The sequence below is a fragment of the Streptomyces musisoli genome (assembly GCF_016741855.1).
Taxonomy (GTDB): domain Bacteria; phylum Actinomycetota; class Actinomycetes; order Streptomycetales; family Streptomycetaceae; genus Streptomyces; species Streptomyces musisoli.
Window position 1 is genome coordinate 141505 of sequence record NZ_JAERRH010000014.1, and the last position, 21606, is coordinate 163110.

The following is a 21606-nucleotide window of genomic DNA, read 5'->3' on the forward strand; positions in this document are numbered from 1 at the left end:
CCATCGGGTCGGCCACCGCCAGGACGAGCGCCTCCAGCCTGCCGCGCCCACCGACGTACACGGCGCGAAACCACCGGAAGCCCGCGCCCCGCCGAAGCACGGAACACCGGAAGCGCGGGCCCCGCGGAGCACACGACCCAGTGGAACCACGGCACCCACCGAAACCCGGCGCCCGCCGGAGCGCGGGCCGGGGTTCGGGTTTCAGTCGCAGCCGCAGCCGCTGCCCGTGGCGACCGGCAGCGGTGCCGGTGCGCCGATCTTCGGCAGGCCGAGCATGACGCCCGCCGGCTTGGCGGCCTCCGCGGCGTTCCGCTTCTCCCACGCGTCCCCCGCGCGCGTGCGGCGCACGCCGAGCACGGGGCCCTCGGCCAGGAGGTGGTGCGGGGCGGCGTACGTGATCTCGACGGTGACGACGTCGCCGGGGCGCACCTCCTCGTCCGGCTTGGTGAAGTGGACGAGGCGGTTGTCGGGGCCGCGGCCGGAGAGGCGGTGGGTGGCGCCGTCCTTGCGGCCCTCACCCTCGGCGACCATCAGCTCCAGCGTGCGGCCGACCTGCTTCTTGTTCTCCTCCCAGGAGATCTCCTCCTGGAGGGCGACGAGCCGCTCGTAGCGCGCCTGGACGACCTCCTTGGGAATCTGGTCCTCCATGGTCGCGGCGGGCGTGCCGGGGCGCTTGGAGTACTGGAAGGTGAAGGCCTGCGCGAACCGCGCCTCGCGGACGACGTGCAGCGTCTCCTCGAAGTCCTCCTCGGTCTCGCCGGGGAAGCCCACGATGATGTCGGTGGTGATCGCGGCGTGCGGAATGGCGGCCCGCACCTTCTCGATGATCCCCAGGTACCGATCCTGGCGGTACGAGCGGCGCATCGCCTTCAGCACCGTGTCGGAGCCGGACTGGAGCGGCATGTGCAGCTGCGGCATCACGTTCGGCGTCTCGGCCATGGCCGCGATCACGTCGTCCGTGAAGTCGCGCGGGTGCGGGGAGGTGAAGCGGACGCGCTCCAGACCCTCGATGTTCCCGCAGGCGCGCAGCAGCTTGCTGAAGGCCTCGCGGTCGCCGATGTCGGAACCGTAGGCGTTGACGTTCTGGCCGAGCAGCGTGATCTCCGAGACGCCCTCGCCGACCAGGGCCTCGATCTCGGCGAGGATGTCGCCGGGGCGACGGTCCTTCTCCTTGCCGCGCAGGGCGGGCACGATGCAGAAGGTGCAGGTGTTGTTGCAGCCGACGGAGATCGACACCCAGGCCGCGTAGGCGCTCTCGCGGCGGGTCGGCAGCGTGGAGGGGAACGCCTCCAGGGACTCGGCGATCTCGACCTGCGCCTCTTCCTGGACGCGGGCGCGCTCCAGCAGGACGGGCAGCTTGCCGATGTTGTGCGTGCCGAAGACGACGTCCACCCAGGGCGCCTTCTTCACGATGGTGTCGCGGTCCTTCTGCGCGAGACAGCCGCCGACCGCGATCTGCATGCCGGGGCGGGACGCCTTCCTCGGCGCCAGCCGGCCGAGGTTGCCGTAGAGCCGGTTGTCGGCGTTCTCGCGGACCGCGCAGGTGTTGAAGACGACGACGTCCGCGTCCCCGTCCGATCCCTCGGGGGCCCGTACATATCCGGCCTCTTCGAGCAGCCCGGCCAATCGCTCGGAGTCGTGGACGTTCATCTGGCACCCGTAGGTGCGGATTTCGTAACTCTTGGGGGCGGGAACGTCCACTGCCGGGCTCCGGTCGCTGCTGCTGGTCATGCGTTCAAGGGTAGGCGGTCCTCGGAGACCCGCGGTGCGGCACTTGTTCCGTCGTGCGACCGCCCGCCGCGGCGGACAGGGGCGATGCGGGAGCGGCGCTCGCGCCTGTGACGGCAGTCACAGGTGAGGGTGGTCGTTCACCGCGCGCCTGGCGCATCGCCGCCCGTGCCGGGACAGGAGAAGGTTTTCGCCAAAGGGCGACCGAAAGGCTCGGCAGGCGTGTGCATGAGGGCGGGCGACCTGCTTAGGTGGGGCCACGCCGTGCTCGGCCGTCTCGGCGTACCGGCAGGGCGATTCGGGGTCACCCCGGCCGTCCGACCGACGAGGAGGTCTCCGGACGAGTGGGATGCCAGAGGGAGTACGGCGTCGTGAACGCCCGGTCCGACGCAACGGAGGCGGAGAGACACCCCAACCGTTCCGGCCGGTGAGAACAGCGAACGGGGGTGACACGACAGGTGCGGAGAACGAGCGAGTACGCCGCGCTGCGGCGCCGATGCACCGCGATTCTGCGTGATCTCGGGGTGCAGCGGTCGCTTTCCCTGGACGCGCTCCGTGCGCGGGTGGAGGAGCTGAGAGGGCGGCCGCTCGTGGTGAGGGAGCTGCCCGAGCAGGTGGCGGCCACCGGGGCGTGCGGGCTCTGGCTGGGTACCGAGGAGGCCGACTACGTCTTCTACGAGGCCCGTACCGCCCCCGTGCACCGTGAGCACATCATCCTCCACGAGATCGGCCATGTGCTGTGCGACCACCACCGCATCGTCACGGACGGCGATGACGGGCCGGCCGCCCGGCTGCTGGGCGATCCGCATCCCGGTCTGGTCAGGCGGCTGATGGCCAGGACGAGTTACACGACCACCGAGGAACAAGAAGCCGAGATGATCGCGAGCCTGATACAGAGCGCCGGGGAGGGCGGCCGGGTGGCCGGTCCCGTGGGACGCCTCGGCGCGTTCCTGGGAGTGACGGCCGATGCCGGTGAGTGAGCTGGCCGCCCGGGTCGGACTCGCCAGCGTCCTCGCGCTGTGGTTCGCCCTCGTCTGGCGGGCGCGGCCCGCGCTGCGCCAGCCCCATCTGCGTGGGCTGTGGGTGACCGTCCTGGCGGCGACCACCGCCATCACCCTCTTCCAGCCGGAGATCGTCAGCGGGCTGACGTCCGTCGGGATCGCCGTGCACACGGTGTCCCTCGTCCGCAATCTGATCGGCGTCCTCAGCGCGGGGCTGGTCCTGCTCTTCGTGATCGACCCGCGCCGCGGTCCCCGGCTGCGCCGCTCCGTGGCGGTGGGACTGACGGCCGCGCTGGTGTCGTTGCTCGTCCTGGACCTGTTGCGCGGCGACCGGTCGCCCGAGGGGATGGCGGCCGTCCAGCGGCCGGCGTCCGCCGCGGCCGCCTACTGGCTGATCCTCATCGTCGCCCACATCCTCGGGGACGCCGTCGCCCTCGTGGTCTGCTGGCGGTACAGCCTGCGCACGGCGGAGCGTGATCTCGTCTGGTCACTGCGGCTTTTCGCTGCGGGCAGCGTGCTCGCCCTCGTCTTCTGGTGCGGCTATCTCTGCCACCTCTACGGCCTCACGCCGGGGCTGCTCCCGTACCTGTCCGTGATCATGGGTGTCCACGGCTTCCTGCGGGCGGCCTCCCTGCTGGTGCCCACCGCGACCGCCGTGGCCCGGTCGGCCGCCGCGCTGCGGACGGCCTGGCAGCTGTGGCCGCTGTGGCGGGACCTGGTGACGGCGGTGCCCCACGTGGCCCTGGCCAGCCCGCGGCGGACCCGGCTCCAGGAGGTGCTGTGGCCGCGCTGCCCGCCGGCGCTCCAGGCCCACCGGCAGACCATCGAGACGTACGACGCGCTGCTGACGCTTCAGCCGTACATCCAGCCGGACGCCTACGAGGAGGCGCACCGGCACGCGCGGCGCGCAGGGGTGCCGGACGACCGTCTCGCGTCCGCCGCGCTCGCCGGTGTCGTGGGACAGGCCCGGCGGGCGGTACTCGGCGGCGTCCCTCCGGCCGATCCGCGCCCGCTGCCCGGGGTGGTTCACGGCAGTCCCGAGACTCTGCTGGGGATCGCCCGGATGTGGTCGGCCATGACCGACGCACTTCCCTTCCGCGACCGGACCTCTCCGGCGCAGCAGCCCTGACGGCCCCCGGCGTCCCCGCACCGCGGGCCGGTGCGGGGCATTCACGGAGGCGTATCGGTGCCCCGCGTGCCGCCAGGAGGCGGGGCGCAATCACCGAGGTGCGTCGGTGGCCTGCGTGCCGGTGCGGGGCGCATTCACCGAGGTGTATCGGTGACCCGCGTGCCGCCAGGAGGCGGGGCGCAATCACCGGGGCGTGTCGGTGGCCTGCGTGCCGCCAGGAGGCGGGGCGCAATCACCGAGGTGCGTCGGTGGCCTGCGTGCCGGTGCGGGGCACATTCACCGAGGTGTATCGGTGACCCGCGTGCCGCCAGGAGGCGGGGCGCAATCACCGGGGCGTGTCGGTGGCCTGCGTGCCGCTAGGAGGCGGGGCCGCGTGGTGCGATGTGGTGGTCGAAGGCGAGCGTCCCGGGGTCGAGGGCCGTCGTCCCGCCGTCGACGGTGAGCACCGCGCCGTTGACGTAGGACGCCGCCGGGGACAGCAGCCAGCCGATCGCCTCCGCGACCTCGCGCGGTTCACCGGGCCGGCCCTGGGGCAGCAGCCTGGTCGCCTCCTCGTAGGCGGCCTCCATCCCACCGCCCGGCAGGCCGGCCTCCTCGGCGAAGCGCGTCATGCGCCGGTCGGCCATCTCGGTCCGCACCCAGCCGGGGCACACGATGTTGGCCCGCACCCCCTGGCGTCCGTAGTCGACGGCGACGGAGCGGCACAGCTGGAGCAGGGCGGCCTTGGACGTGGCGTACGGGGCGTTGCTCGTGCCGTTGCGCAGTGCGGACACCGAGGCGACGGCGACCACCGCGCCCCTGGACTCCAGCAGGTGCGGGATCGCGGCGCGGAGCAGGAGGAGCGGGCCGGTGACATTGGTGCGCATCACCTCGTCCCAGTCCTGCAGCGACATGTCGCCCACGGCTCCGCCGCGCCCGATGCCCGCGTTGAGCACCACTCCGTCGAGCCGTCCGTACGTGTCCAGGGCCGCCCGTACGAGGCCCTCGGCCGCATCGGGGTCCTTGACGTCGGACGGATGGGCCAGCGCCCCCGTCTCCCGCGCGAGGCGTTCCAAGGGCTCGGCCCGCCGGCCGGAGACGACCACCTGGTGACCCGCCTCGCACAGCATCCGGGCCGTGGCCTGCCCGATGCCCGAGCCCCCGCCGGTCACGACGACAACGCGCTTGTCCTCCACTGCTGTTCAGGCTCCTTCACCGAGACCATCGAGATCGTCGAACTCGTCCGAGCTTAGAACCCGCTGTTCCGCCGGTGACGACTTCCGGCCAGCGCCCACCGGGGCCGCCTGGTCCGATGCGACTCCCTCACCCCCTTCTCTCACTTCTTACTTCACATCTTGACGGAAGTGGTCTGTACCTCTAGTTTCACCGGGCGGCCCCCCACCCCCCACGAAAGGGCGTCCCCAACGTGCCCAGAACCAGGTCTCTTTCGGCGTGCACCGCACTCGCGGTCACCGCTCTCACCCTGTCCGCCGGCCTGCTCACGGCGTCCCCCGCGCAGGCCGCGACCGGCACCATCACCGGCATCGGCGGCAAGTGTCTCGACGTCGCCGGGGCGAACCCCGCCGACGGCACGGCGGTGCAGCTCTACGACTGCAACGGCACGAACGCCCAGCAGTGGACGGTCGGCGGCGACGGCACCATCCGGGCCCTCGGCAAGTGCCTGGACGTCACCGGCAATTCGACCGCCGAAGGTGCCAAGGCGCAGCTGTGGAGCTGCACCGGCGGCGCGAACCAGAAGTGGACCGTCACCGCCGCCCACGACATCGTCAACCCCCAGGCGGACAAGTGCCTGGACGCCACCGGCAACAGCTCCGCCAACGGCACCCGGGCACAGATCTGGAGCTGCGGCGGCGGCGCCAACCAGAAGTGGAACGCGCCCGCGGCCGGCGGCGGCACACCCTCCGCGCCGATGGCGGTGGCGCCGTACCTGTACAACGGCTGGGGCAGCCCGCCCAGCCCGAGCACCATCACCCGGGCCACCGGCGTGAAGTGGTTCACCCTCGCCTTCGTGCTGAGCAACGGCTACTGCAACCCGCAGTGGGACGGCAGCCGTCCGCTGACCGGCGGCGTGGACCAGCAGACGGTCGGCACGGTGCGGGCGAACGGCGGGGACGTCATCCCGTCCTTCGGCGGCTACAGCGGCAACAAGCTGGAGAGTTCCTGCTCCAGCGCCGGTGAACTCGCGGCCGCCTACCAGAAGGTCGTCGACGCCTACGGCCTGAAGGCGATCGACATCGACCTGGAGGCCGACGCCTATAGCAACGGGACCGTCCAGCAGCGCACGGTCGACGCGCTGAAGACCGTGAAGGCCGCCAACCCCGGCCTGAAGGTCTACATCACCATCGGCACCGGACAGAGCGGCCCCGACACCGGCCTCATCAACCGGGCCGCCGCCTCCGGGCTGGCCGTCGACGCCTGGGCCATCATGCCCTTCGACTTCGGCGGCGCCGGCCGGAACATGGGCAGTCTGACGGTGCAGGCGGCCGAGGGGCTGAAGAACGCGCTGAAGAACGCCTACCACTACAGCGACGACCAGGCCTACCGGGACATGGGCATCTCGTCCATGAACGGCGTCACCGACCAGAACGAGACCGTCACTGTGGCCGACTTCCGCACCATCCTCGGCTACGCCCAGCAGCACCACCTGGCGCGGCTGACCTTCTGGTCCGCCAACCGGGACCGCCCCTGCACGGGCGGCCCCGCCGACAGCTGCTCCGGCGTCAGCCAGTCCGACTGGGACTACACACGCGTCTTCGCCGCCTACACCGGCTGACGGGAGCCGCCGCCGTCCCCGGTCGCCCGTCCGGGGTCCATGCCGGAGGCGGCCGGCACGGCGCCGGCCGCCTCCGGGGACACCGGGCGCGGCGCCGAGGCCGCGCCCGGTGACGGCCCGTCAGCCGGGCCACTCGGGCTCGCGATGCTCGCGCACAGTGGTGCGAGGAGTTCACCGGCCCGCTCCCGGCCCTCCTCGGAGCCGAGGTCCGGGATGCCCCGGCCGGGCAGCACCTCCAGGGGCGAGCCGTCGGGTCCCACGCAGCGGTCGTGGTAGAGGACCAGCGCGTGCTCGGACCGGTTGCGCCGTGACTCCCAGATCAGCCCCATCGCGTCGGACGCCTGCGCCCGGATCTCGCTGGACCAGCGCCGCGCCCTGGCGTAGTTGCTCTCGTCCTCCAGGAACGCGGAGTCCTGGCAGACGGCGGCCAGGTCCGCCCCGCTGACCAGGGAGACCAGGGTCAGGTCGCACCGGGTGCGCAGACAGCTCAGCGACCGCTGCCAGACCGCGCGGTAGGGGATCGTACGGTCGCCGGCGGGCAGTTCGAAGGGCCGGGAGCGCAGAACGCTCTCGGCGAGCGCCGTCAGCGCGCTCTCCGCCAGGTACAGGCTGTGGTACTGGTCCAGCACCGTGCCGTCGAAGCGGCCCCCCTCGAAGTGGATGTCCGCCAGCCTCGGATTGAACTCGTCCGGCGCGTACCGGGACAGGTGCACCCGCCACAACTCGGTGCCCGCCGGGATCACCCGGCGGTTGGGGCGCAGCTTCAGATCGATCATGGGAAAGAAGCCGCCCATCACTCCCCCTCCGCCAGTTCACGGGCCGCGCCGACCAGCCGGTGGTCGGGGAGCCGGCCCAGCAGCGACGCGGGGGTGCCGCCCAGCCAGGTGTTGCCGCTGAACCACCAGGCCGCGGCGCCCCACGGGTCGATGTCCGCGAGCAGCAGTCGGTTGACTTCGAGGACGACGCCGTGCGGGGTGCCGCCGGCCGGCTCGAACTGGAACCGCGGGTAGCGGTCGCCGTCGCGGGGATCGCGCAGTCTGATCAGTTCCGGAGGGGGTGCCCCGCCGCAGCGGGCCCGCGCCTCGTCGGCGGACAGGGCCGGCTCGCCGAGCAGCCGATACCGGTCGGAGCCCGGACCATGCGCCGGCTCGCCGGGCAGCGGATGCCGGTCGGAGCCCGAACCGTGCACCGGCTCGCCGGGCAGCGGATGCCGGTCAGAGCCCGAACCGTGCACCGGCTCGCCGGGCAGCGGATGCCCGTCGGAGCCCGGGCCGTGCGCCGGTGCGCGTGGTGGGGACGGGAGCCGGAACCAGGCCATCAGCTCCTTCGCCCCGGCCACGGTCGCCGGCCCGGGCGGAGGCAGCGTCACGGCCAGTCGCGAGGAGCTGAGTTCCCGGCGTACCGGATGTTCGTGCGGCAGCGACAGCAGCGCCTGGCGGACGGCCTGCAGCGCCTTGCGGACGGCCCGGTCGTCGTCGGGCGCGGCTTCGGCGAGGGCCGTGAGCCTGGTCAGCAACACCGCGTACTGCGTGTCGTCCAGCGATTGGCGGATGGTGTCCCGGTGTTCACCGATCAGCGCGAGCAGCCGTCCGGCCGCCCCCGCACCCTCCTCGCTCACGCAGTCCTCCCTTCCCAGCAGGCCGTCCGTCCCCCCGACCCTCCCCCACGCGGGCCATCACCCCCACCGCAGCAGCCATCGCCTCCACGGAAGCCGCAGCCCCCACCGCAGCCGTCGCCCCCACCGGAGCCCCCACCGGAGCCCCCGCCGCGCCGCCCTCCCCCGACGGCGCCCCCGTGCCCCCGAACCCCTCGAACCCCCACCCGCACGCCGCCGCCCTCCTCGCTCACCGGCGTCCCGCCCCTCTCGGACCTCGACCGCCCTGGGACCGCGCCCCTGCCACTATGCCGACCCGCGGGCCCGCAGGGTGACGAGATCCCGCGTCCTGGCCCTCACCGCCCGGAATCCGCCCGGAACGCACCCAGTTCGGCGCGCATCTCGCGCCGCATCCGCCGCAGCCGGCCCCACAGTTCGTCGATGGCCTCCCGCACGGCGGCCGGCGAGTCCCCGGCGCGCGGGGTCCCGTCGTCCAGGCGCCGGACCATGCCGTAGACGGCCCCGAGGTCGTGACTGAGGGCGGCAGTGAGTCCGAGCACCCGCTCCGGCATCCGCATCTGGGCCTCCGCGTACACGTCCCGGTACTGGTCGCGTGCCTCCGTGAGCCGCTGCCGCACGGTCCGCAGCTCCTCGTCGCGGCCCAGCGCGTGCAACTGGTCGGTGAGTGCCGCCAGATACTGCCGGGCGGAGGTGTTCAGGGCGACGTAGCAGGCACGCAGTTCCTGGGCGTGCCGGCGCCGCTCCCGCACCTGTTCGGCGTGCTCCTGCTCGCGCCGGCGGCTGCGGTCGGCCGCGCGCTGGGTCAGCAGCGCGGACAACAGCGTCCCGACGACTCCGACGACCGCGACCACGAACGCGGCCGCATCCCCGACGTCCACCCCGCCTCCGTCCCCGTGGTCCCACCACCCCAACCCAGGGAAGCAGCGGTGCCGGTCCGGGGGAACGGACGGCCCGGACCTCGCCCGGGGTTCGCCCCGCCACCGACCGGCCGACGGCCGTGACCGCCCCTGCAAGCGGCGATCCGGTCCACGCAAGGGCGGCGACGCCCCTGCCGCGGCCCCTGCACCTGCCCTTCCCCCTCCCCCTGCCATTGCCATTGCCATCGCGGTTGCGGCGGCCTACGCCCGTGGCGCCGGGCGGTGTTCCGGGCGGGTTTGCGCGCACGGAAACCCGGTGGAGCGTTCACCCCGGCTGTGCCTAAGGTCGCGGAATGAGCACACGAACCTTCCGCATCACCGTCCGCGGCGCCTTCGACGGCCTCACCGAAGCCCAGCGCGCCGCCCTGTCGGCGGACGCCGCCGCCCACGACGTCCTGCGCGCCGCCTTCACGCCCGAGGGGAACCTCACCTACGACATCGCCGCCCGGCCCGCCTTCACCTTCCGCTTCTCCGCCACGGGCGAGGAAGAAGAGGACATCCTGGAGGCGACGGAGTGGGCCGAGGAGGCGGCGAAGTCCTGGCTGACCGAGCGCGGCTACGGCTTCAAGCGCCTGCGGACCACCGCCGAGGACCTCTCCCAGGCGCCCTTGGGCAAGCGACAGCGCCGCGCCGCCCGCACGGCCGGCTCATGAATGCGGGCCATAAACTTGAGTAGTCAAGGAGATGGCAAGGGAATCGGGAGGCACGGATGAGTGAGGCCCTGGACGCGGCGCTGCGGCTGGTACGGGCGCAGGCGACGCTCGTCCGGCGCTTCGACGCGCGACTGGGCGGGCTGCACGGCGTCAGCCTCGCCGACTTCACCCTGCTGCTCCGGCTGGGGCAGGCGCCCGGCGACCGGATGCGCCGGGTCGACCTGGCGGAGGCGCTGGGGCTGACCGCCTCCGGGGTCACGCGCGGGCTGGCTCCGCTGGAGCGGATCGGGCTGGTGACCCGGGAGCCGGACGCCCGGGACGCGCGCGTGGCGTACGCGGCGCTGACCGGGACGGGGCGGCGGCGGCTGGCGGAGATGCTGGCCACGGCGGAGGAGACCGCCGCCGATGTCTTCGCCGGCCCGGCATGGCCCGCGGCGGACGTCGCGGGCCTCGCGGGCCTGCTGACCCGCCTCGGGGGCACGGGCCTGTCGGGGAGCTGAGCTGCTCTTTTCCCAACTCCTGGTGGTACAGGTCACGTTGAGTTGTGGCCGGATTGTGCGTGACCTGTGCCCGGCGGATGGCATGCTCATGGCTCGTCAACGAGTTACCGATCAGTTCTACCAATGAGTAGTTCCAGCCTCGGTATCTCTCTGCCACCCCCCACTCCACACAGGAACCACCTTGCGCAGACGCATGAGGCACAGGCGTGCCCTGCTGCCCTCCCTCGCCGTGACGACCCTCTTCCTCGCCGCGGCCTGCTCCTCGCCCGCCACGGAGACCGCCGGACAGCCGGCCGCCGGCCGGGGCGGGCAGATCGAGGTCACCGAGCGGCCCTCCGACGGCACGCAGCAGTCGCTCTCCGTCGCCGCCGCGCCCACCGCCGCCGCGACCGCCGCGGCGAGCCCGAGCGGCCCCGGACGGCGAGCACACCGCACCACGCTCACCGTCGACTCGTACGACAGCCACACCCGGCGTGCGGTCATCGCCGACAAGCCGAAGGGGAGGGGGAGTTCACCGCACTCGCCGGCTCCGAACTCACCGGCTCCGTCCACGGGCTCCTCCGCCGCACCGGGCCGGACCGCCGTCGGCGACGTGATCGCCAGCGCTCCCGCGCCGGGCGCACCGCACGGACTCCTCGCCAAGGTCACCAAGGTGATCGGCGAGAGGGACGGCGGCACCGAGGTCCAGACCGAACCGGCCACGCTCAACGCCCTGCTGGGCGACGACACGGCGAAGGGCGACGTGCCGGTCGACCCCTCGTCGTTCGCCGTCGACAAGCTGCTGCCCGATGTACAGGTGTCCTGGTCGAAGACCGGTGACGTGCACGCCGGCCCCAAGGGCGCGACCGTGCCGCTCGGCAGCCTGCGCCTCGACGTCAGCGCCGAGGTGCCCGCCGCCAAGGACGCCCCCGTGTCGGCCACCGCCTCCGTGCACGGCTTCGTCCAGGTGGCTCCGCAGGTCGACTTCGCGTACGGCGGCGCCGGGAGCGACGCGCCGCCCGGCTCGGCGTACCTCGGTGTGTCCGGTGACTGGACCTCCGGCTGGTCGGTCAAGGGGCGGGCCGCCGCGTCCACCGGCGCCCCGCTGCGGATCCCGTTCGCCAAGCTGCACGCCGACCCCGTCCTCCAGGTCGGCCCCGTCCCCGTCGTCGTCAACCTCGACCTGACCTGCTACTTCCAGATCAGCGCCGACGGCCATGTCACCGTCGACGTCGAACAGAGCCTGAAGGGCGACTTCAAGGCGGGCGGCACCTTCGGCCTGAAGAAGGGGTGGACCCCGGTCAGCTCCTCCGACATGACGAGCACGCCGGTGCGGGCCTCCGTCAGCACCGCCGGCAGCGTCCGCACCACACTCGGCGCCGAGGCCACGGTCGGCCTCTACGGCAGCGTCGGTGTCACCGCCGACCTGGCCCCCTATCTGCGTGGCGAGGCCTCCGGCACGTTCACCACGGCCTCCGACGGCAGCGCGCCGAAGGCGGACGGCACCTGGGGCGTGTACGGCGGTGTGGACCTGTCCGGCACCCTGCGCTTCCAGCTGTCGATCTTCGGGACACCGGTCATCCAGCGGAGCATCCCGCTGGGCGCCCTGCACCGCGAGTGGAACCTGGCGGGCGGGAAGCTGTCCTCCTAGGCCTCTCGTCTGGATCAGGCCGGGCTCGCGGGGCCCGGCACCGCGCCCTCATCCGGTCCGATCCCGACGGAAGACCCTGGCCCCCTCCGGGTCTGTCAGGCCGCGCCGTCCGGTATCCAGCCCTGGCGGCGCAGCACGGCGGACACGTCCGGCGCCCGGTAGTGCTCGCCCTTGAGGACCTTGCCGTCGGCCCGGCGGGCGACCTGCCCGTCCGGGCCGAGCTTGCTCATGTTGGCCCGGTGGATCTCGGCGATCACCTCGTCGAGGTCGATGCCGTGCACCAGGGCGGTGCCGTAGGCCACGTACACCACGTCGGCCAGCTCGTGCGCGAGCCGGTCCAGCGGGCCCGCCACGGCGACCTCGGCGACCTCCGAGGCCTCCTCCGCGAGCAGTTCCCCGCGGTGGGCGGCCAGTTCGGGGTCCACCTCGGCCGGCGTGCTGCGGGCGTCGAGGCCGAAGGCGTGGTGGAACTCGCGGACGAGACGGGCGGGCGAAGTGCTCATACGGCGACTCTAACGGCCGCCACCGACAGCGCCCGCCGGCGACCGCACCCGCCGGCCGTGGCCCGCTCCGGAGTGACCCTGGCCGCAGTCGGCCCCGGAGTGACCCCGGCCCTGTTCAGCGCAGCGTGTCGCCTGGCAGGATCGCCGCATGTCCAAGGTGTTCCCCCGGGTCGGCAGGCGCCGAGCGCTCCAGGGCACGGCCGTCGGTGCCGTGGTCCTTGGGCTGTTGCTGTGGTGGCTGCTGCCCCTGGGCGAGAAGCCGCCGAGCGGGACGATCGTGTTCAGCACGGGTACGCCTCCCGGGGTCTACCAGGAATACGGCGAGCGGCTGCGCACCGAGATGGGCAAGGACATGCCGGGCCTGACGGTGAAGCTGCTCAACAGCGCCGGCTCCCAGGAGAACGTCGAGCGGGTGGCGACCGGGAAGGCCGACTTCACCATCGCCGCGGCCGACGCGGTGGCCACGTACGAGCTGCGGCACGGCAGCGGTGCAGGACGGCTGCGCGGTGTGGCCCGGCTCTACGACGACTACGTGCACCTGATCGTGCCCCGCGACTCGGACATCAAGAACGTCGGGGACCTGCGGCACAAGCGGGTGGCCACCGGGCTGCCCGATTCCGGGGTGCGGCTGATAGCCGAACGGGTGCTCCAGGCCGCCGGTATCGACCCGCGGAAGGACATCACCGCGGTGGCGGACGGCATCGACACCGGCCCCGCACGGCTGAGGCAGGGGAAGATCGACGCCTTCTTCTGGTCCGGCGGTCTGCCCACGAAGGGGCTGGTCGCGCTGGCGAAGCAGGGCGGCTTCCGGTTCGTGCCGATCGACGACGACCTCGTCGCCCGGCTGCACCGCCAGGGCGAGCAGTCGCGCTACTACCGGGCCACCAACATCCCCGAGTCGGCGTACCCGAACGTGCAGCAGGGCGTGCAGGTGCCGACGATCGCCGTGTCCAACGTGCTGATGACCCGTGCGGACATGGATCCCCGGCTGACCGAGTGGGTGACCCGCACGGTGATCGACAGCCGGGACGGCATCGGCAGGCACGTCCACTCCGCCCAGCTGGTCGACGTGCGCACCGCCATCTACACCGACCCCCTGCCCCTCCAGGAGGGCGCCCGGCGCTACTACCGGTCGATGAAGCCGTAGGAGCCGGCAGGAAGCCGGGGCCGGGACGAGGCTCGTGAGGCTTCGTTTCAGGAGGCGGGCGCGGAGCCGTCGGCCGTCTCCGCGTGCCGCGGCACGGTGACCGTCACCCGCAGTCCCCCCGGCTCGTGGTGGGCGTAGTCGATCGAGCCGCCGCCCGCCGCGAGCAGGGCGCGGGTGATGGACAGGCCCAGGCCCGAGCCCTTCACGTTCTGGTGGCGGCCGCTGCGCCAGAAACGGTCGCCCACGCGCGCGAGTTCCTCCTCGGTGAGGCCGGGGCCGGTGTCCGTGACGACGACCGTGGTCGTGTCGCCGTCGGCGGAGACGGTGACCTCGACCGTGCCGTCCTCGGGGGTGAACTTCACGGCGTTGTCGATCACCGCGTCCAGGGCGCTGGACAGGGTGATCGGGTCGGCCCAGGCGGTGGTGGGCGGGCAGTCGCCGGTCAGCCGGACGCCCTTGGCCCGGGCGGCCGGTGCCCAGGCGGCCACCCGCTCCTCGGCCAGCGCGCCGATGTCGGTCAGCCCGAGGTCGGCCTCGACGTGCTCGGCCAGCGCCAGGTCGAGCAGGTCGTCCAGGACCTGCGCGAGGCGCTTGCCCTCGGTGCGAACCGAGGCGATCTCCGCGTTGCCCTCGGGCAGCTCCAGGGCGAGCAGCTCGATGCGCAGCAGCAGCGCCGCGAGCGGGTTGCGCAGCTGGTGCGAGGCGTCGGCGACGAAGGCCCGCTGCTGCTCCAGCACGGCCTCGACGTTGTCCGCCATCTCGTTGAACGAACGGGCCAGCCGTCTGAGTTCCGGCGGGCCGCCGGCGGCCGCGACCCGGGACTTCAGGCGTCCGGTGGCGATGTCGTGGGTGGTGGCGTCCAGGACCCGGACCGGCCTGAGCACCCAGCCGGTCAGCCGCAGCGCCGCGCCGACGGCGAGCAGCATGGCCGCGATCTCGCCGGCCCCGATGAACAGCCAGCCGCGCAGGATCCGGGAACGCAGCTGTCCGGTGGGCGAGTCGGTGACCACGACCGCGACGACGTCACCGTCCCGGATCACCGGCGAGGCGATCACGAGCCGGCTGCGCTGCCAGGGCCATGCCTGCGGCGGGTCGTGGCTGCGCCGGCTGAGCAGCGCCTCGTCGAAGGCCTTGCGGACCTCCCCCGTCGGCGGTACGTACCAGTTGCCGGGCGCGTTGGCCATCGCCGAACCGTTGCGGTAGAAGACACCGGCGCGAATGCCGTAGACGCCGTGGTAGCTGTCCAGTTCGCTGCGCAGCGTCTCCCAGCGCTCGTCCGTGCTGGTGCGGCGGGATCCACCGGGTCCGTCGGTGACGAACTGGGCGAGCGCCGCGAACCGTGCCGTGTCGTCCATCCGGTCCACGACGACCTGCTGCTGCTGCGCGGCGGCCACGCTGCCGGCGAGCGGGATGCCGAGCGCGAGCAGGACGGCCGCCATCAGGACGATGAGCAGCGGCAGGAGGCGTGTGCGCACCCGTACCCGCTAGGCGGCCGGGGCGACGAGCCGGTAGCCGACGCCGCGTACGGTCTCGATCAGCGCGGGCATGCGCAGTTTGGCGCGCAGGGAGGCGACGTGCACCTCCAGGGTGCGGCCGGTGCCCTCCCAACTGGTGCGCCAGACCTCGCTGATGATCTGTTCCCGCCGGAAGACCACTCCGGGCCGCTGGGCGAGCAGGGCGAGCAGATCGAACTCCTTGCGGGTCAGCTGGACCACCGTGCCGTCCACGCTGACCTGGCGGGTGGGCAGTTCGATCCGGACGGAGCCGAGGAGCAGGGCGTCCTCGCCGCCGGTCGCGGGGTCCTCGTGCACGGTGCGCCGGCTGACGGCGTGGATCCGCGCGAGCAGTTCCCCGGTGTCGTACGGCTTGACGACGTAGTCGTCGGCGCCCAGGTTGAGCCCATGGATGCGGGAGCGGACGTCGGAACGCGCGGTCACCATGATCACCGGGATGCTGGTGCGCTTGCGGATCTTGCCGCAGACCTCGTAGCCGTCCTGGTCGGGCAGGCCGAGGTCGAGCAGGACGACGCCGAAGCCCGCGCCCTCGGGAACGAGCGCCTGGAGGGCCTCCTCGCCACTGCGCGCGTGGGTGACGTGGAAGCCGTGCCGCGCGAGGACGGCCGACAGGGCCGCGGCGACGTGGTTGTCGTCCTCGACGAGGAGCAGTCTCATCCCGGCCCCCTCCAGTTCAGCGGTCGTACGGTCTCGGTTCGCGGCAGCCTTGTAGATCACACGCACGCGCGCGTGCACCATGGCAGTGACGCTGATGGATAAGGACGGCGTCAAGGGGGTTCGGGTTGCGGGCCGCTTCCGTTACCCGGCCGATACGCGCACAGGCGCCAAGTGCTACGACACGTGTCCGATTGCTATCGGATCGTGATGCTCAGATCTCCCTCAGATGTGATGACGCAGGTCACAGCCCCTCACTACTGTCCTCGGAAACCCGAGGAGGACGGAGCCCGAGAGCGATGACCAAAGTAACGGTGGCCAAGGAGGACGCGGCCACGTCCGACGAACTGGTCGTCCTGAAGAGCGTCAACAAGCACTTCGGCGCGTTGCACGTGCTCCAGGACATCGACCTGACGATCGCCCGCGGCGAGGTCGTCGTGGTCATCGGGCCCTCCGGGTCCGGAAAGTCGACCCTGTGCCGCACCATCAACCGCCTGGAGACGATCGACTCAGGCGCGATCACGATCGACGGCAAGGCCCTGCCGCACGAAGGCCGGGAACTGGCGCGGCTGCGGGCCGACGTCGGGATGGTGTTCCAGTCGTTCAACCTCTTCGCGCACAAGACCGTGCTCGAGAACGTCATGCTGGGCCAGCTCAAGGTGCGCAAGGCGGACAAGAAGCAGGCCGAGGAGAAGGCCCGGGCCCTGCTGGACCGGGTCGGCGTGGGCACCCAGGCCGACAAGTACCCCGCCCAGCTGTCCGGCGGCCAGCAGCAGCGCGTCGCGATCGCGCGGGCGCTGGCGATGGGCCCGAAGGTCATGCTGTTCGACGAGCCGACCTCCGCCCTGGACCCCGAGATGATCAACGAGGTCCTGGAGGTCATGCAGCAGCTCGCGCGTGAGGGCATGACGATGATCGTGGTCACGCACGAGATGGGCTTCGCGCGATCGGCCGCGAACCGGGTGGTCTTCATGGCGGACGGCCGGATCGTCGAACAGGCCGCCCCCGACCAGTTCTTCAGCAACCCGCGCAGCGACCGGGCCAAGGACTTCCTGTCCAAGATCCTGCACCACTGACATCACGGCCCGCTCGCCTCACGCGTCTCAGGGACCTCGTCCCTCACCACTCAAAGGATGTTCACCATGAAGCTCCGCAAGGTCACCGCCGCCTCGGCCGTCCTCCTCGCCCTCTCCGTGACCGCCACCGCGTGCGGCGGCGACAAGGACGACAAGGGTTCCGGCGGTGGCAAGAAGATCACCATCGGCATCAAGTTCGACCAGCCCGGCATCGGCCAGAAGACCCCGCAGGGCTACTCCGGCTTCGACGTCGACGTCGCCACCTACGTCGCCAAGAAGCTCGGTTACAACGCGGACCAGATCGAGTGGAAGGAGTCGAAGAGCGCCGACCGCGAGACCATGCTGAAGCGCGGTGACGTCGACTTCATCGTCGCCTCCTACTCGATCACCCCCGAGCGCCAGAAGCTCGTCGACTTCGCCGGCCCGTACCTGCTGGCCCACCAGGACGTGCTGGTCCGCGCCGACGACGCCTCGATCAAGTCGGCCGCCGACCTCAACAAGGCGAAGCTGTGCTCGGTCACCGGCTCGACCTCGGCGCAGAACGTCAAGGACAGGCTCGCCCCCAAGGCGCAGCTCCAGAAGTACCCGACGTACTCCGCATGTCTGACCGGTCTCCAGAGCAAGGCGATCGACGCCCTCACCACGGACGACTCGATCCTCGCCGGCTACGCCAGCCAGTCCCAGTTCAAGGGCAAGTTCAAGCTCGGCGGCCTGAAGATGACCAACGAGAACTACGGCATCGGCGTCAAGAAGGGCAGCGACCTCAAGGCCAAGATCAACAAGGCCCTCGAGGACATGGTGGCCGACAAGTCCTGGCAGCAGGCCGTGGACAAGAACTTCGGCCCGGCCGGCTACAAGAACGAGCCCGCCCCGAAGATCGGCGACATCAAGAGCTGAGGCAACGCCCGTAGGGTGCGCCGTCCGTGAGGGCGGCGCATCCGGGCATCCCTACACGCGGAAGCGCGGGAGATCGTGTTCGACTTTCTTGAAGGTTACGACGTACTCGGTGCCTTCTGGACGACAGTGCAGCTGACCCTGTTGTCCGCCGTGGGCTCCCTGGTCTGGGGCACCCTGCTGGCCGGCATGCGGGTGGGCCCGGTACCGCTGATGCGCGGTTTCGGCACCGCCTACGTGAACATCGTGCGGAACATTCCACTCACGGTGATCATCCTGTTCGCCTCGCTGGGCCTCCACGACACGCTGGGCATCAGCCTCGGGGCCGGCGATGTCGTGGACTCGTACAGCTTCCGGCTGGCGGTCCTCGGCCTGACCGTCTACACGTCGGCCTTCGTGTGCGAGGCGATCCGGGCCGGCATCAACACCGTGCCGGTGGGCCAGGCGGAGGCCGCGCGGGCCATCGGCCTGAGCTTCACCCAGGTGCTGTTCCTGGTCGTGCTGCCGCAGGCCTTCCGGGCCGCCGTGCTCCCGCTGACCAACGTCCTGATCGCGTTGACGAAGAACACGACGGTGGCCGCCGCCATCGGCGTCGCCGAGGCGGCCGCGCTGATGAAGGACATGGTCGAGAACGAGGCGCAGTTGCTGCTGATCTCCGCGATCTTCGCGTTCGGCTTCTGCTGCCTGACCCTGCCGACCGGTCTGATCCTCGGCTGGGTGAGCAAGAAGGTGGCGGTGAAGCGATGAGCTCGGTCCTCTACGACGCCCAGGGGCCGCGCGCCAAACGGCGCAACGTCCTCTACACGGTGCTCTTCATAGCCGCGCTCGCGGCGCTCGTCTGGTGGGTGTACACGTCCCTCGACGAGAAGAACCAGCTGGAATGGGCGCTGTGGAAGCCCTACTTCGGCGGCGGCACCGAGGCGTACTCGACCTACATCTGGCCCGGCCTGCAGAACACCCTGAAGGCCGCGGCGCTGGCGATGATCATCGCGCTGCCGCTGGGCGCCGTCCTCGGTATCGCCCGGCTCTCGGACCATGCGTGGGTGCGGGGCCCGGCCACCGTCGTCGTGGAGTTCTTCCGCGCGATCCCGGTGCTGGTCCTGATGATCTTCGGCAACGAGCTGTACAGCCAGTACACCGACGTGAGTTCCGACGACCGTCCGCTCTACGCGGTCGTCACCGGCCTGGTGCTGTACAACGCGTCCGTGCTCGCCGAGATCGTCCGCGCGGGCATCCTCGCACTGCCGAAGGGCCAGTCCGAGGCGGCCATGGCCATCGGTCTGCGCAAGAACCAGGTGATGCGGCTCATCCTGCTGCCGCAGGCGGTCACCGCGATGCTCCCGGCGATCGTCAGCCAGCTGGTGGTCATCGTCAAGGACACCGCGCTCGGCGGCGCCGTCCTCACCTTCCCCGAACTGCTCGCCGCGGCGAACACCATGAGCGGCTACTACGGCGCCAACACCATCGCGTCCTTCACGATCGTGGCCTTGATCTTCGTGATCCTCAACTTCTCGCTGACCTCGTTCGCCGGCTGGCTGGAGGGCCGGCTGCGGCGGCGCAAGAAGTCGACCGGTGCGGTGCTCGGCGCCCAGGGCGTCGCGAACATCCCGGGTACGGCGGCGACCGGGGCAGGCGGCGCCCCGGGGGGCGTGGATCTCAGCGGTCTCCTCGCCGACGACGGCCCGCAGGATGCCGGCAAGGTCGACTGACGATCATTCAGGTGACATGAAGCGACCGGGGGCAGTGGCGTGATCGCCACTGCCCCCGGTCGCTTGACGCAAACTCTGTCAATGGGTTGCATACGTTTCGTGATCGTGCACCCCGCTCCGCCTTCCTGTTCACTTGTCTCCGTCAGGGCATCGTCACGGGCAGGGGGCGCCGCGTCATGGACCCGGTGATCATCGTCGGAGCGGGGCCGGTCGGACTGACGCTCGCCCTGCTGCTGGCCCGCCAGAACGTGCCCGCCGTCGTCCTGGACGAGGGCCCCGGCAAGGACGAACCCCGCCCGGCACGCACCGTCGTCCTGCGCGAGGACACGGCGGCCCTGCTGGAGCGGCTGACCGGAGCGGACCTCGGTGAGCACGGCGTGCGCTGGGCCGGATGGCGGTCCCTGCGCCGCAAACAGGTGATGAGCGAGGTCGCTTTCGACGCGGCCGATCCCGCCGCCCCGCTGCACATCGCCCAGCACGTCCTCACGAACGCCCTGCGTGCGGCCCTGGCCGACGAGCCGCTGGTGAAGGTGGCCGTCGACAGCCGACTGGACGCGGCCGAGCAGGAGCGTTCCGGCGTCACCGCGCACACGCGTGGGCCCAGGGCCACCTGGTGGCGCGGCAGTTATCTGGTCGGCTGCGACGGGCCCCGCTCGACCGTGCGCAAGCTCCAGGACATCCGCTTCCCGGGCCGTACGGCGGTGGAGCGGCACGCGGTCGCCACGCTGCGCGCGGAACTTCCGTGGGAGGGCCAGGCGTTGCTCCATCGGACGCCGCCGTGGCGGTCGTCCGGGCCCTCGGCCGGGGAGGTGACCGCCCGCCCCCTCCCGGACGGCGCCTGGCGCCTGGACTGGCTCCTGCCGCCGGGCAAGGACCTGGTCACGCCCGAGACCCTGGTGGCCCGGATCCGCGAGACCCTCACGGGCTGGACGGACAGCACCGCACCGGCGTACGACCTGCTCGACACCGGTGTCCACACGGTGCACCACCGCCTGGCCCGCCGGTGGCGGGCCGGCCGGGTCTTCCTCGCCGGGGACGCGGCCCATCTGCTCGGCGCGTTCGGCACGCAGGGGCTCGACGAGGGCCTGCGGGACGCCGACAACCTCGCCTGGAAGCTGGCCACGGCCTGGCACCACGGCCCGCACGAGGCACTGCTGGACAGCTACCAGGCCGAGCGGCGCGCGGTGGTCGCCGCCCGGCTGCGCGCCGCCGACCAGGCACTGCCGGTGCTGCGCGGCGGAGGCGGACTGCGCAGCATCGTGCCGGGCGCGGGGCGGGGACACGACGCGCTGTTCGCCGACGGCCACCTGGGGCGCGGTCCGCTGGGCGCGTCCGGGACGTACGCCGGCTCGCCGCTCGCGCCCCGGCATCTGGAGGCGACCATTCCGGTCGACACCCCGCCAGGCGCACCGGTGGCCGATGTCCGGGTCACGGCGGAGGACGGCTCCTTCGTACAGCTGCGGAACCGGCTCGGCCGCGGCGCGTTGCTCGTCGTGCTGATCGCGCCCGGTACGGGGGTCTGGGACCGCAAGCACTGGGTGTCCGCCGGGGTCATGCCCCGGCTCGCGGCGGCCGTGACGGCGCTGCCGCACCCCGCCGAGCTGCTCGTCGCGGAGAGCTACCCGGGAGCCCCGGCGCACAGCGTGCTGCTGGTACGCCCCGACGGCCACCTGGTCACCGCGCTGAGCGGAGTCCGCCCGGCCGACCTGTACGCGGCGGCGGAGGCCGCCTTGGGCGGCGTGGCGCAGGGGGAACGGAAGGACGAGGAGCGGAAGGAGCCGGCGCCGAAGGAGGAAGCCCACTCCGGCGCACGCTGACCGTGCCGGGGGGGACGGGGGAAGCGCCGTTGGCGGGCCTCGGCGGTGCCGGGCACCGGGAGTCCGGCTCCCGCGCGCCCTGACTGTGCCGGTGCATGGGGAAACGCCGTCAGCAGGCCGCGCGGCGCCGGGCGCGGGGCGCCTTCGGTGCGTACTGATCGCGCCGGGGCACGGGAAACCGCCATCGCCGGCCGCGGGGTGGTCGGCTCCGATGTGTCCTCATCGCCCGGGGCACGTGGGAACCGCCGCCGGCAGGCCTCGACCGTCTTGGGGCGGGGCCGCGGGGTGGTCGGCTCCGGGGTGTCTGCGTCGTGTGCGGTGCGAGGGTGTGCGGAGCGGACTCCGG

General features: G+C 72.1%; 20 protein-coding genes. 12 read left to right on the top strand and 8 right to left on the bottom strand.

Features of this window, described 5'->3' with window-relative positions; translation table 11 throughout:
• Positions 1-201: 201 nt before the first annotated feature.
• Complete coding sequence (miaB, locus tag JK361_RS29640) at positions 202-1731, bottom strand: tRNA (N6-isopentenyl adenosine(37)-C2)-methylthiotransferase MiaB (protein WP_201823874.1); 1530 nt, start codon at positions 1729-1731, stop codon at positions 202-204.
• 455 nt (positions 1732-2186) lie between these two features.
• On the opposite strand from miaB, the gene JK361_RS29645 reads away from it, so the two are divergent.
• Both JK361_RS29645 and JK361_RS29650 read left to right on the top strand, forming a co-directional pair.
• Positions 2187-2708, top strand: a complete 522-nt coding sequence (locus JK361_RS29645; RefSeq protein ID WP_201823876.1) for a regulator component — start codon at positions 2187-2189, stop codon at positions 2706-2708.
• On the top strand, positions 2695-3858 hold the full coding sequence (locus tag JK361_RS29650; RefSeq protein ID WP_236053765.1) for an MAB_1171c family putative transporter: 1164 nt from the start codon (positions 2695-2697) through the stop codon (positions 3856-3858). The genes JK361_RS29645 and JK361_RS29650 overlap by 14 nt, the downstream gene beginning before the upstream one ends.
• Positions 3859-4214: 356 nt before the next feature.
• On the opposite strand, the gene JK361_RS29655 is transcribed toward JK361_RS29650, so the two are convergent.
• On the bottom strand, positions 4215-5033 hold the full coding sequence (locus JK361_RS29655) for an SDR family NAD(P)-dependent oxidoreductase (protein ID WP_201823878.1): 819 nt from the start codon (positions 5031-5033) through the stop codon (positions 4215-4217).
• Between the two features lie 230 nt (positions 5034-5263).
• On the opposite strand from JK361_RS29655, the gene JK361_RS29660 reads away from it, so the two are divergent.
• Positions 5264-6631, top strand: a complete 1368-nt coding sequence (locus tag JK361_RS29660) for a ricin-type beta-trefoil lectin domain protein (protein ID WP_201823880.1) — start codon at positions 5264-5266, stop codon at positions 6629-6631.
• Here the strand turns inward: JK361_RS29660 and JK361_RS29665 are convergent.
• From JK361_RS29665 to JK361_RS29675, 3 genes are all read right to left on the bottom strand, one after another.
• The gene (locus JK361_RS29665) at positions 6619-7407 is read right to left on the bottom strand and encodes an RES family NAD+ phosphorylase (protein ID WP_236053766.1); all 789 of its coding nucleotides are present in this window, start codon (positions 7405-7407) and stop codon (positions 6619-6621) included. The two genes, JK361_RS29660 and JK361_RS29665, sit on opposite strands and share 13 nt — an antisense overlap.
• Before the next feature lie 17 nt (positions 7408-7424).
• Positions 7425-8249 carry a hypothetical protein gene (locus JK361_RS29670; RefSeq protein WP_201823884.1) on the bottom strand — a complete coding sequence of 275 codons (825 nt, stop codon included), beginning with the start codon at positions 8247-8249 and terminating at the stop codon, positions 7425-7427.
• 332 nt (positions 8250-8581) lie between these two features.
• Positions 8582-9124, bottom strand: coding sequence for a hypothetical protein (locus tag JK361_RS29675; protein WP_201823886.1), 543 nt, complete (start codon positions 9122-9124; stop codon positions 8582-8584).
• A gap of 332 nt (positions 9125-9456) precedes the next feature.
• On the opposite strand from JK361_RS29675, the gene JK361_RS29680 reads away from it, so the two are divergent.
• From JK361_RS29680 to JK361_RS29690, 3 genes are all read left to right on the top strand, one after another.
• Complete coding sequence (locus JK361_RS29680) at positions 9457-9816, top strand: DUF6204 family protein (protein ID WP_201823888.1); 360 nt, start codon at positions 9457-9459, stop codon at positions 9814-9816.
• Positions 9817-9872: 56 nt separating this feature from the next.
• A complete protein-coding gene (locus JK361_RS29685; RefSeq protein WP_201823895.1) occupies positions 9873-10316 on the top strand; it encodes a MarR family winged helix-turn-helix transcriptional regulator in 444 nt (147 codons plus the stop codon).
• 193 nt (positions 10317-10509) lie between these two features.
• A complete protein-coding gene (locus JK361_RS29690) occupies positions 10510-11946 on the top strand; it encodes a hypothetical protein (protein ID WP_236053768.1) in 1437 nt (478 codons plus the stop codon).
• Between the two features lie 95 nt (positions 11947-12041).
• Here JK361_RS29690 and JK361_RS29695 read toward each other — a convergent pair whose 3' ends face one another.
• Complete coding sequence (locus JK361_RS29695; protein ID WP_201823897.1) at positions 12042-12449, bottom strand: pyrophosphohydrolase domain-containing protein; 408 nt, start codon at positions 12447-12449, stop codon at positions 12042-12044.
• 148 nt (positions 12450-12597) lie between these two features.
• Here JK361_RS29695 and JK361_RS29700 point away from each other — a divergent pair, with 148 nt between their 5' ends.
• Positions 12598-13596 (top strand): TAXI family TRAP transporter solute-binding subunit, encoded by a 999-nt coding sequence (locus JK361_RS29700; RefSeq protein ID WP_201823899.1) that lies wholly within the window; start codon positions 12598-12600, stop codon positions 13594-13596.
• Between the two features lie 47 nt (positions 13597-13643).
• Here the strand turns inward: JK361_RS29700 and JK361_RS29705 are convergent, their stop codons facing one another.
• Complete coding sequence (locus JK361_RS29705; protein WP_201823901.1) at positions 13644-15071, bottom strand: sensor histidine kinase; 1428 nt, start codon at positions 15069-15071, stop codon at positions 13644-13646.
• Between the two features lie 9 nt (positions 15072-15080).
• Positions 15081-15767: a response regulator transcription factor gene (locus JK361_RS29710; protein WP_201823992.1), complete on the bottom strand. Its 687-nt coding sequence runs from the start codon at positions 15765-15767 to the stop codon at positions 15081-15083.
• A gap of 296 nt (positions 15768-16063) precedes the next feature.
• Between JK361_RS29710 and JK361_RS29715 the strand changes: the two genes are divergently transcribed.
• From JK361_RS29715 to JK361_RS29735, 5 genes are all read left to right on the top strand, one after another.
• On the top strand, positions 16064-16840 hold the full coding sequence (locus JK361_RS29715; RefSeq protein ID WP_201823903.1) for an amino acid ABC transporter ATP-binding protein: 777 nt from the start codon (positions 16064-16066) through the stop codon (positions 16838-16840).
• Positions 16841-16906: 66 nt separating this feature from the next.
• Complete coding sequence (locus tag JK361_RS29720) at positions 16907-17737, top strand: glutamate ABC transporter substrate-binding protein (protein WP_201823905.1); 831 nt, start codon at positions 16907-16909, stop codon at positions 17735-17737.
• Between the two features lie 75 nt (positions 17738-17812).
• Positions 17813-18481, top strand: coding sequence for an amino acid ABC transporter permease (locus JK361_RS29725; RefSeq protein WP_201823907.1), 669 nt, complete (start codon positions 17813-17815; stop codon positions 18479-18481).
• Positions 18478-19443 (top strand): amino acid ABC transporter permease, encoded by a 966-nt coding sequence (locus tag JK361_RS29730; protein WP_201823909.1) that lies wholly within the window; start codon positions 18478-18480, stop codon positions 19441-19443. The genes JK361_RS29725 and JK361_RS29730 overlap by 4 nt, the downstream gene beginning before the upstream one ends.
• 176 nt (positions 19444-19619) lie before the next feature.
• On the top strand, positions 19620-21260 hold the full coding sequence (locus JK361_RS29735) for an FAD-dependent monooxygenase (protein WP_201823917.1): 1641 nt from the start codon (positions 19620-19622) through the stop codon (positions 21258-21260).
• Positions 21261-21606 lie beyond the last annotated feature (346 nt).